Annotated in this window: 12 protein-coding genes; all 12 read right to left on the reverse strand. The window is 45.0% G+C overall.

The genetic code is table 11. The features are described 5' to 3' along the window. Positions 1-198 precede the first annotated feature (198 nt). The 12 genes from Q7J41_RS14835 to nadA all read right to left on the reverse strand — a co-directional run bounded on the left by Q7J41_RS14835 (position 199) and on the right by nadA (position 11,362). Positions 199-972, reverse strand: coding sequence for an ABC transporter ATP-binding protein (locus Q7J41_RS14835; RefSeq protein WP_304889214.1), 774 nt, complete (start codon positions 970-972; stop codon positions 199-201). Next, entirely contained in the window at positions 932-1,906 is a 975-nt protein-coding gene (locus Q7J41_RS14840) for an ABC transporter substrate-binding protein (RefSeq protein ID WP_304889215.1), read from the reverse strand. Before Q7J41_RS14840 ends, Q7J41_RS14835 begins: the two co-directional genes overlap by 41 nt. After that, complete coding sequence (locus Q7J41_RS14845; protein ID WP_304889216.1) at positions 1,903-2,676, reverse strand: ABC transporter permease; 774 nt, start codon at positions 2,674-2,676, stop codon at positions 1,903-1,905. The genes Q7J41_RS14840 and Q7J41_RS14845 overlap by 4 nt, the downstream gene beginning before the upstream one ends. Then, positions 2,651-2,938: a thiamine-binding protein gene (locus Q7J41_RS14850; protein ID WP_304889217.1), complete on the reverse strand. Its 288-nt coding sequence runs from the start codon at positions 2,936-2,938 to the stop codon at positions 2,651-2,653. Before Q7J41_RS14850 ends, Q7J41_RS14845 begins: the two co-directional genes overlap by 26 nt. A 342-nt stretch (positions 2,939-3,280) precedes the next feature. Next, positions 3,281-4,339 (reverse strand): 2,3-butanediol dehydrogenase, encoded by a 1,059-nt coding sequence (locus Q7J41_RS14855; RefSeq protein WP_304889218.1) that lies wholly within the window; start codon positions 4,337-4,339, stop codon positions 3,281-3,283. 142 nt (positions 4,340-4,481) lie between these two features. After that, positions 4,482-5,873 (reverse strand): sigma-54-dependent Fis family transcriptional regulator, encoded by a 1,392-nt coding sequence (locus tag Q7J41_RS14860; RefSeq protein ID WP_304889219.1) that lies wholly within the window; start codon positions 5,871-5,873, stop codon positions 4,482-4,484. Positions 5,874-5,987: 114 nt separating this feature from the next. Beyond that, positions 5,988-7,526: a metallophosphoesterase gene (locus Q7J41_RS14865; protein ID WP_304889220.1), complete on the reverse strand. Its 1,539-nt coding sequence runs from the start codon at positions 7,524-7,526 to the stop codon at positions 5,988-5,990. Positions 7,527-7,535: 9 nt separating this feature from the next. Beyond that, positions 7,536-8,366: an AmmeMemoRadiSam system radical SAM enzyme gene (gene amrS / locus Q7J41_RS14870; protein ID WP_370651022.1), complete on the reverse strand. Its 831-nt coding sequence runs from the start codon at positions 8,364-8,366 to the stop codon at positions 7,536-7,538. A gap of 146 nt (positions 8,367-8,512) precedes the next feature. Further along, the gene (locus Q7J41_RS14875) at positions 8,513-9,031 is read right to left on the reverse strand and encodes a transcription repressor NadR (protein WP_304889221.1); all 519 of its coding nucleotides are present in this window, start codon (positions 9,029-9,031) and stop codon (positions 8,513-8,515) included. A 37-nt stretch (positions 9,032-9,068) separates the two neighbouring features. Further along, positions 9,069-9,893: a carboxylating nicotinate-nucleotide diphosphorylase gene (nadC, locus tag Q7J41_RS14880; protein ID WP_370651024.1), complete on the reverse strand. Its 825-nt coding sequence runs from the start codon at positions 9,891-9,893 to the stop codon at positions 9,069-9,071. A gap of 1 nt (position 9,894) precedes the next feature. Continuing rightward, complete coding sequence (locus Q7J41_RS14885; RefSeq protein ID WP_304889223.1) at positions 9,895-11,193, reverse strand: L-aspartate oxidase; 1,299 nt, start codon at positions 11,191-11,193, stop codon at positions 9,895-9,897. A 13-nt stretch (positions 11,194-11,206) separates the two neighbouring features. Then, positions 11,207-11,362 carry a quinolinate synthase NadA gene (gene nadA, locus Q7J41_RS14890; protein ID WP_370651025.1) on the reverse strand — a complete coding sequence of 52 codons (156 nt, stop codon included), beginning with the start codon at positions 11,360-11,362 and terminating at the stop codon, positions 11,207-11,209. Positions 11,363-11,365: the final 3 nt, after the last annotated feature.

Here is an 11,365-nt window from a genome sequence, read left to right on the forward strand (position 1 = left end):
CATTGTATATTACTAGCAATATTCATGCCAGAATTGCTGAATCCGCTTTTTATTTAAACGTTTACTTAAACGGTTCTAATTTCCGATTTTGACAAACACTGGTGGGGATTCTCAGCTGATGGTTCTGTGATTATTTCTCATTGTGAGAAATGGTGTCTCAAAATGAGAAAAACAGTCTCAAAAATGAGACTGCTTGAATCACAGGCGTTTTAAAATATCGCTGCGCAGCTGACGCAATTCCCCGGATGTCATCATTTCCTCAGAACTGGCATGCTTAACCGGCACGACAATTTCTTCGATAATGTGAGCCGGTGATCCGTTAATAATATAAATCCGGTCTGACAAGAATATCGCTTCGTCAATATCATGGGTTATAAATAACACCGAACCCTTGATTTTTTTTAATATCGTCAGCAAATACTCCTGCATCTTCAGCCGGGTAATGGCATCCAGTCCCCCGAAGGGTTCGTCCAGCAGCATGATCTCCTTTGAAAACATGGTAGTTCGCAGCAGTGACACCCGCTGTTTCATCCCACCAGACAATTGGATGGGATATTTTTCACCATCATCTTCCAGTTGAAAAACTGACAGCATCGTTTTTACCTTTTCCCGGGCTTCCTTTTTAGGTATTCCGCGAATTTCCAGGGGTAAGATGCCATTATCAATGACGTTACGCCAGGGCAGCAGCAGATCTTTCTGATACATATAGCTGACTACACCGGTTTCCCCGGTGACCTCTTTATCATTGACAAAGACCTTGCCCGCTTCCGGGGTCAGCAATCCGGCGATGACGTTAAACAAGGTACTTTTGCCGCAGCCGCTGGGGCCCAGGATCGATACAAATTCGCCCTGATTCAAATGGATATGAATGTCTTCGATGATGTTTTTATGGTTATATTCCTGAGTTACCCCGACCACCTTGAGAACGCATTTATTGTGGCAGGTATTCATTGGTAAAAGCCTCGTTGGCATTTAACTGGTTCTCCAGCAAGCCCTGGTTATACATCCATTTTCCATAGTTTTCCCAAATATTTGGACTCATGATGCCCCATTTTTCGGCATCGCTCTGATATTCGGCGGCCAGATATTTTTGTGAAGCCACCGCCAGCTCGCGGTCAATTTCCGGGTTGTCAACCAGTAATAGATCGGCTGCTGCTTCGGGATTTTCGATGGCGTATTGATAGCCTTTGGTAACTGCCCGCAAAAACTTTTTAGCTGTTTCCGGATTCTTGGCCAGATAATCTTCGTTGGCAATGATCACGGGAGTATAGTAATCGAGGTTTTTATCAACATCCTGAAGTTTTATAAAATTGATCGGTTCGTTTTTCAGTTTGGCTGAGACCCCGTCCCAACCGTAAAAGATCCAGGTGAAATCGACATGGTCTTTAACTGCGGTAAAATAGTCCATGGCTCCGACATCGACTATTTCCAGCTTGCCAAAATCAGCATTGGCGCCTTCCATCAGGCCCTTGAGCGTCGCTACTTCCATGGGGGAACCCCAACCGCCGTATTTTTTTCCTGCAAAATCTTTGGGGCTGACAATATTGCGATCCACCGGTGATGCAAAGCCAGAGGTGTTATGCTGGATAATGGCGGCAATGGCTTTAATCGGCAAGGGATTAGCCGCCGTTCTGGCATAGGTCACCTGTTCCTGATAACTGACCCCAAATTCCCCCTGTCCAGCCGCAATCAGATCGGCACTGCCGCCCTCGCTTGGTTGAATAATCTCCACGTCCAGTCCTTCTTCTTTAAAATAGCCCAGTTCCTGGGCCGCATATAAACCGGTGTGATTGGTATTAGGAACCCAATCCAGAACCACGGTTATTTTTTCATTTTCTTTTGTCGTACACCCAGTTAATCCGATCATTAGCAAACCGACTAAAATAATCACAACGCTTTTTCTCATTCCAATTCCTCCTTTAATTTCTTCCAGGGCATCAGTGCCCTTTGAATACCGGCAATGCCATAAAATAACATGATCGACACGATCACAATCACCAGTATCGCTGCAAAAACCAGATCCAGAGCAAAGGCATGCCTGGCTCTTAACATGTAAACCCCCAGTCCAGCTTTTCCACCCAACCATTCTCCGATGACTGCCCCCATAATACTGTAGGTGGCCGCAATTTTAAGACCGGAAAAAAAATAGGGCAAGGCACTGGGAAACTTGATTTTCGCAAAAATCTGACTCTTGGTTGCGCCCATCGACCGGACCAGATTAATCAGTTCCCCATCCACACTTTGAAGGCCTTCGATCAGGTTTACGGTAATCGGGAAAAAACAGACCAGCACTACCACAAAAATTTTTGGTGCGATCCCAAATCCAAACCACATCGCCAGCAGTGGGGCAATAACGATAATTGGCACCGTTTGCGAGATCACCAGAACCGGGTAGATGGCTTTTTTTACCACCGTAAACTGATCCATAACAATCGCCATGATCAGCGATAAAAAAACGGCCGCCAGCAGACCTGTCATCCCTTCGAAGAAGGTTACCCAGGTGTGCATCATGATATCTGACCAGTTCGCTAGCAGGGCATTGACGATATCAGTGGGCGATGGCAAAATGTATCGCTGTACCACCCCCAGGTTAACCACCAATTCCCATAGGACGAGAATGGCCAGGATAAAGATAATGGGGATGAGCTTATCACCGATATTTTGATACTTTCTCATTGATTGTGACGCCTTCTTCCTTGTAATCTATTTTCACGATCGAAACCACCCGCTCCGCACCATGTTCGATGCAGATCGACTGGGCTCGCTTGACAATATCCAGAAGTTCATCCAGTTCGCCTTCGATGGATGTCTCAAAGGGTCCCACAACATACTCCAGACCGGTCTGACTGATCATCTCAATCACCTGATCCACCACATAATAAATTTCACTGTCCGGTACCACCGGCAACACCTGTAAGCTAAGATTCACTTTTGCCAAAACTCTCACCTCCATGACGTATTTAAAATACAACGAACCAAATTTTGGATTCGTTGTATTTTAAATAAGCAGTTTTCGTGCCAACAATTATTATTGCCGCTATTATTTTACCACATTTTTTTGTAGCCGGTTTAATTCTCGCAGTGATTTCTGATCTTTGTCTCACAAAATTTCTCGAAATGAGAAAAAAATCTCATTTCGAGAAAAAAAGATCATAACGTAATGATAATCATTTGTTTTTACATTAACCTATTCGCTCAAGGCTAAAATATATTTAATCCATATTGCAATTTATTTTGATTAAAACAAAAACATCATCCGGTTAATGCCATCCACTCTTTATTAATATGGTTTTACAATGATTTTAACATTTTCATCTTTTCTATTAACGAGCTCTTCAAATCCTTTTTCAATAATATCGTCAATGCCGATTCTGCCTGTAACCAGCGGTGAAATATCAATACGTCCGTCGGATACTAAATCTATTGCCGTTTTAAAATCCCCGGCATAAGCCAACGAGCCGATAACGGTCTTATCAGTAAATACGATCGTATTAATCTGAAGACTGGTTTCTTTTTCATAGATCCCGCTGAGAATTATTTTTCCACCAGTTCTTGCAACTTCAATGGCTATCGGAGTTACCTTGTCGCTGCCAATACACTCAAAGACAACATCTGGCCCAATTCCCCCTGTCAGTTCCAAAATCCGAGCTTTTATGTCGATTTCGGTCGGATCCAGAACTTCGTGAGCGCCCATTTTTGCCGCAAATTCTTTTCTCGCTTTGGCCACTTCCACGACATATATTTTTCCTGCTCCGGCGGCTCTGGCCGCTAGAAGTGTGCACAAACCAATGGTTCCTGCTCCAAAGATTACAACACTTTCTCCTTCAATAAGCGGACCTGAACGGACTGCATGAATTCCTACTGAAAGCGGCTCAATTAAAGCACCTGCTTCAAATGACATATTATCCGGCATCTTATATAAGGTATAGTCTGGAACAACTACGTATTCTGCAAAAGCGCCATCCGTCATAAGACCCGTAAATGCCAATTTTTCACAGACGTTGTACATTCCCAATTTGCAGGGATTGCACTCATGACATACCCAACATGCGTCTGGAGCAACTCTATCCCCTACCTTAAATCCTTTTACTCCGGAGCCTGCTTCAACAATCGTGCCTGAAAATTCATGTCCAAGCGTAATCGGCGCTGTTCCGCCGGTTAGTGGATGCGGTGTCGTAGTTGGTATAAAGATTGGTCCTGCAAGATACTCATGTAAATCGGAGCCACAAATTCCACACCACTCAACTTTAATTTTAACAAAATTTTCCCCCGGTAACTTGGGTTCCGGAACATCCATCACTCTGACATCTTTTTTTCCATACCATACTGCTGCTTTCATTATTTTCTCCTTTCAATCTGATCTTTCACATAAATCCAATAGCGAAATCTAAATGATCTTAACCTCCAATCTAATTCATTTATAATTAAGCTAATGTTTAAGTACAGCAATTATCGTGCCAGATTTTATGGTTCCTGAATTTTTATACACTATGGACATTAATGTCATAAGCCTTTATTTTTCGATAAATGGTTGCCTTGCTGATGCTGAGATCTTCAGCGGCCTTTACTGCATTACCTTTGTTAAGCAATAAAGCATGTTCAATGCTGTTTTTTTCCAGATCTTTCAAGGTCTCACCTTCACTCTCACAATAAACTACTTTATCATCTTTTTCTTTTACCAGAACTTCGATATCATCAATCTGATCACCCATTGACATATAGTAACCACGCTGGACAATGTTTTTTAGTTCTCTGACATTCCCTTCCCACTTATATTCCTGAAGTTTTGCGGCGAATTTTTCAGTAAAATATTTGTTAGCACCACTATTTTCCTGATTTAATTGTTGCAGAAAATATTGACCTAATACCAGAATATCTTCTCGTCTTCTTTTTAGTGGTAGCAATCTCAGGTTTATAACATTGAGTCTGAAATACAGATCCTGCCTGAAGGCATCCTTGGACATCTCATTAAGCAGATTCCGATTGGTTGCTGCAATAATTCGAACATCAAGCTTCCTTTCATAATTTCCGCCAATTCGCATCACTTTGTTTTCATCCAAAACTCTTAGTAATTTCGGCTGCATCTCGATCGGGATTTCCCCAATTTCATCCAAAAATAGGGTTCCGCCATTTGCCAGTTCAAATTTTCCTGGCATTCCCCCTTTTACGGCTCCGGTGAACGAACCCGTTTCATAACCAAAAAACTCACTCTCAACCAGCTCTTTTGGGATGGCTGCACAATTGATGGCAATAAAAGGCCCATTTCGCCGCTGGCTTTCATTGTGAATGGATTGGGCGAACAATTCCTTGCCAGTACCACTTTCCCCTTCAATGAGAACCGAACAATTTGTTTTGGAAATTCGCTTGGCCGTATTAATCAGCTCCAGCATCGTCTTGTTCTTAGTAATAATCTTGTCAAAGGTATAGTTTGCTCGAAAACCAGCCAGTTTGTTGATCTCTTTACGAACCTGTTTGGATTCGCGAATAACCAGTACCGCTCCCATGACCTTCTCGTTGAAAGCCACCGGGGTAATATCAAGAAAACAGTCAATTTTATGCGATCCGATAAAAAGTGTGATATCCGAACAACTGAATTTTCGCTTGTTAATGAAAATATTTTCAACCACATCAAGGTCTTTCAACACATAACTCATATCGAGCCTCAAAATATCTTCTTCACTCATTTGAAACAACTCAGAAATCTTATGATTGAACTTTTTGACGCTCAGCTCCGTATCAATAATCATCAGCCCATTGAGAATTGAATCCAGAGCCACATCCATTAATTTATATGAATCGACAATCTCATATCGCATTTCCTGGGTTAGCACATCGCCGTTTTTCAGTTTTTCCATCAGCATCTTTACTTCCATGAATTTTACCTCCAAATGAATCACCAATTCTACTATAAAATTGCATGTTTTTCTTCGATACAGCCTTCCTGACAGACATCAAACGATTTGCATAGCCACGCCGCTCACATTACTTTATGGAATGTCCAGTTCTGCTGCCATCCCGATTTTTTGCGGCATCGGTTTGGCTATGCTTACCAGCAATTCACCATTACAGGATCCGGTGGGCAAAAGTTCGGTGCGGCCATTGAAAATTTGCTGGGCCGCCACCGCATAAGACCTGGCAATGCTGGCAAAGGATCCCGCTCTAATTGTCGGGTTAATGTTTTTGGTAACGATTGAAATGCTGTCATCTGCGTTTTTCAGGATTTCGAAGGATCGGAAATTCTGCGGAAAATCGCGTAGCGATGCCGTTTCGACCACCCAGAACCCACGTTCCGGCTGGCCGGGATCCGGGGATTTTACTGGGGTTATCGTATTGCGGTGACGATGCCCGGCAACCCAGAGGATCAGATTGGGATAGGACTGCAGTTTTTCAATCAGTTCCTGTTCCGGCACAGGGGAAATCGTGCTCCAGGACATAAACGGCCTGGTTAATGGTTCCTGATATTCCACCCCAATGGGGATGTGGGCAGCAATAATCATTAGCTTGCCAGCTTGTTGACCGGCTTCCAGTTCCTCCACCAGCCAATCAAAACGCTCCTGGTCCAGAGAGCCATGGGCATAACCCAGGACGTTGGGTTCATCATCCCGTTGGGTATTGTCCAGCACAATGACCTTGATCGGAACCCCTTCTTTGGGCTCAAAGCTGTAGCAGGCAAAACCGCTTTCAAGATTCGCTGCGGTAAACCCATGACCACGGGGCTGGGTTTCGGTATCGAAGAATTCCTGCATCCATTCCATCCGCGACAGAAACCGCCGACTGGGATCACCGGAAACTGCTTTTAGCGGTTTATCTGGCCAGATATGATCATGGTTGCCAATAATCTGATACCAGGGAATCTGCTGATTGAGTCCCACCGCCATAAAATCGTCATAGAAATCTTTCCGGGGGCCAATCCGGGGATTGGGGTTGACACCAAAGTCCAGATTTATTTCCTTACCATCAAAAATGTCAATCGACCAGCGAAGTTCATTGTACATGGCATTGTTGGTATTATCACCCATTGACAAACCGAAATCCAGAGGGTTTTGATGATGAATGGCATTAACCGAATGAATGGCGCTATCTAAGACGTGGGTAGTATAATGCATCATCTCCGAATACACTGACACGATCCCACCACCACATTTTGAATAGATCCCATGAGCCGGAAACTCCCCATCGGTGATGTGGATATCGGTAACGGTAAAGAAATGGAGCAGCTGTTCGGGCTGATTCCCGGTGGGATGCTGATAGTCATCCGGCATCAACTCCTGCCGCTTTTCCGGTTCCTGATGGGACGCAGCGATCCATCCGCCATAGCCTTCTTGTGCCTGTCTGACAATTTCGGTGGCATCCACCTGAGGCGCAGTGGCGATCACCGGCTCCAAAAAAAAGGTGTAAGTCTCTTTTTCGGAATGGAAGTCCACTTCGCCCGCATTGACTGGCACGGCAACAGGACTAATCAGATGTTCTATTTCTTTAAGCTGTTTTGATAAGCGATTTGTTTTTTTTGAATGTTTATTTCCCATTGGCTGACCTCAACAATTTCCAGCGTAAACAAATTCCAGAGATTCTCTGGCAATATCGGCCAAATGATAAACCTGAGCAATATCGGTGGCATCCCGATCCATCATTTCATATCTGGGAAAAAAGCGCGACAGATGAAGGGGAATTGTTCGCCCCACCGATCCCAGCCACTGCGATAGCGCCCGAATTTCCTCTTCGCTGTCATTCTGACCGGGAACAATCAGAGTGGTCACTTCGACATGACAGATTTCACTGGTAATTCTGATGCTCTGTTTGACTGTTTCCAGATCACCGCTGATTTTTTTATAGAAATTCTGATTAAATGATTTCAGGTCGATGTTCATCGCATCGATATTCGGGAGGATTTCCCGCAGGGGATCTTCGCAAAAGCAGCCATTCGTCACCACCACATTTTTTAAGCCGTTCTTTTTTGCCTCAATGGCGCAATCTCTGACAAATTCATAACCCACCAAGGGCTCGTTATAGGTATAGGCCAGCCCGATATTCCCTTCACCCACCAGTCTGAGGGCATTGGCCACCAGGCCTTGGGGACTCATGCGGCGGCCATGGGCTTCTTCCCTGCCAGCCATGGAAATTTCGTAGTTCTGACAAAACGAACATCTTAGATTGCAGCCGAAACTGCCTACCGACAAAATTCGGGAGCCCGGATAAAAATGACGAAATGGTTTTTTCTCGATTGGATCCAAAGCAATGGCCGTAACCACGCCATAATTCAAATCTTCAATGACATCTGACCGGTTGATCCTCGCCCGACAAAATCCAATCTCCGCCTCATCCAGTTTACAATGATGGGGACAGAGCCGACATGCTATTTTACTCACAGTTTTTCCACCCTTCGTTGATTTACATTATATTAACGCGACGTCCATTTTAGAGTAATGGACGCTTCGGATGCAATTAAAAAAGGAAAACCACATGATGTCTTCCTTCTTTAGCATGCTATTCTTTTCATACCCAAATATTTGTTTTAAAAATCAGCCTTGGTGATTAAATATCCTTTTTCTTGCAAACTTTTTTCGACTAACCGCAGAATGCTGTCTGAAACTGCTTCAACGGTATGATAATGAACCTTGTCGGTGAGCTTCATCAGCGGGCTGGTCTTTTTTTCTTCCAGTCCTGCCACAAAGGCATCCACGTCGACTCGGGTAGCCAGAAATAAATCAACTTGGATTTTTCCATAGATGTCATGAATAATAAAAACATCCTTCACGAAGCCACCAGCATCAACGATGGTATAGAGCTCATCGCCGATTTCTTCGTGGCTGTGATACACCTTAAAGACCTTTTCCTTGGGCGGTGGATCGACAATGAGATAGCCTTTATTCGTTGAAATAATATTATAGTGGTCGGCTTTCAGGAGGGCAATATCCTGGACAATGCTTTGCCGGCTGACCCGGAAAATTTCGGACAAGGTGGTTCCTGAAATCGGTTCTCGGGAAGACCGGAGTGTCTTGACAATATCTTCCTGTCGTTGCTGTTTTTTCATGGTTTACACTCCTTTGTCATCGTGTTTGATATAGTTTTTATAAAATCCGCAGATTTTTCATTGATAAATCAAGAATCGGTGAGGAATGGGTCAGAGCGCCACAGGAGATAAAATCTACCCCGATCTCAGCCAATTCCTTTAACCGCACTTCGGTGACATTGCCAGAGCATTCGGTGATTGCTCGGCCATTGACAACTTTAATGGCCGCCTTCATCATTGCCACATCCATATTGTCGAGCATAATGATATCTGCCCCGGCTTCCAGCGCTTCTCTGAGCATTTCCAGATTTTCCACTTCTACCTCAATCTTACGGACAAAGGGAGCATATTTTTGGGTCGCAGCAATGGCTTCTTTAACGCCACCGGCGGCATTGATATGATTATCTTTGATCAGAATGCCATCGGATAAATTATAGCGGTGGTTGTAGCCACCACCAACCGTCACGGCATATTTTTCGAAAATCCGCATATTCGGTGTGGTTTTTCGGGTGTCCAACAATCTGGTTTTGGTGCCGCTCAAATACCCGACTAGTTTCCGGGTGTGGGTGGCGATGCCGCTCATCCGTTGCAGATAGTTGAGGGCAGTCCGCTCGCCAGAGAGCAGGGTTCGGGCGTCGGCTGCCACGACCGCCAACAAATCACCGGGGTTGACAGTATCGCCGTCGCTGACAAACTGTTCCACTGTGACCGCTGTATCAATGAGTTCAAAGGTTCGTCGGTAAACCGCCAGACCGGCAATGATGCCCGCCTCTTTGGCAATCAGATTTACCTGGGCTCTGACCCCCGCTTTGATGACTGCGTTGGTGGTGATGTCCTCGCTGGTAATATCCTCCTGCAGTGCCAGTAAAATAAGTGGATCCATATTAAGCTTTATCAATTCGTTCAATGACTTTACTCCTTTCGATTTCGTCCAAGATGATGGTTTTATAGTCCCTTTTCAACTGTTCCAGATCCTGGTAGTCATCCAGATCCAGCGTTGCTTGGTGAACCGCAGTGATCTCATAATGATCGTGGGTATCTTTGGCCGCTCTTTTGGCAAAGACCAGGCTTTCCAACAGGGAGTTGCTGGCCAGTCGGTTAGCTCCGTGAACCCGATTACAGCTAATTTCACCAATGGCATAGAGATGCGCCATGGAGGTTCGGCTGTCCAGATCCACTTTGACACCACCCATAAAATAATGCTGAGCCGGGGTCACCGGGATGCATTCTCGGGTAATGTCATAGCCTTCTTCCAGGCAGTGCTTAAAGATATTGGGAAAGCGATGGGTGATCACATCACTACCCATATCCTGCATCGACAGCCAGACGAAATCACTTTCGTCCTGTTCCATTTGCTCATGAATGGCCTTGGTCAGCAGATCCCGGGGTAATAGTTCATCCACAAACCGCTGCATTTTGCGGTTATAGAGCACCGCCCCTTCCCCTCGAACCGATTCAGAAATCAGAAAACGGCGCCCGGGCTTTTGAGAATACAGGGTAGTCGGATGAATTTGAATATAACTGATGTTTTCCAGTTCGATCTGACGTTTTAAGGCGATAGCGATGGCATCTCCAGTGAGGTGGGCTAAATTGGTGGAGCTGTGAAACAGCCCGCCCAATCCGCCGGTGGCCAGAACCACGTAGTCGGAGCGGTACAAATGGATTACGCCTGCCCCATCACTGGCCACGACCCCGGTGCAGCAGTTATCCTGACAAATCAGATCGACCATCGCCATATTTTCGATGATCGTAATATTGGGTCGCTTTTTAACCTGAGCCAACAATTTGCTGGTGATTTCTTTGCCAGTGAGATCTTCATGATAGAGAATTCGGGCCCGGGAATGGGCGCCTTCTCTGGTATAGGCCAGTTCACCGTTTTTCTTTTCAAACTCCACGCCATAATCGATCAGATCGGTGATGATTTCCGGCGAGCTGCGAATCATCACATCCACCGAGGCACGGTCATTTTCATAGTGTCCGGCTTTCAAGGTGTCCTCAAAAAAACTGTCATAATCATCCTCGTCCCTTAAGACGCAGATCCCGCCCTGAGCCAGATAGGAATCACTTTCATCGACGCTCGTTTTAGTGATCATCAGAATTTCTTTGCTTGAGGGGATATTCAGAGCATAAAATAAACCCGCAGCACCGGTGCCAACCACAATAATATCAGTTTTACCGTTCATTGCCTGCGCTCCCTCATTTGGCCAGTTCCAGCATTTTTTCCAGCGCCAAAACGGCCTTTGTCCGGGTTTCATCGTCAACTTCCATCTGATTGATACCATTTTCCAGAGCATAAGCCACCTTAGCCAGCGTGATCTTTTTCATATTGGGGCAGATCTGGTTTTTATTGATGGT

This window comes from Acetobacterium sp., from assembly GCF_030652775.1.
In the GTDB taxonomy this organism is placed as follows: Bacteria; Bacillota; Clostridia; order Eubacteriales; family Eubacteriaceae; genus Acetobacterium.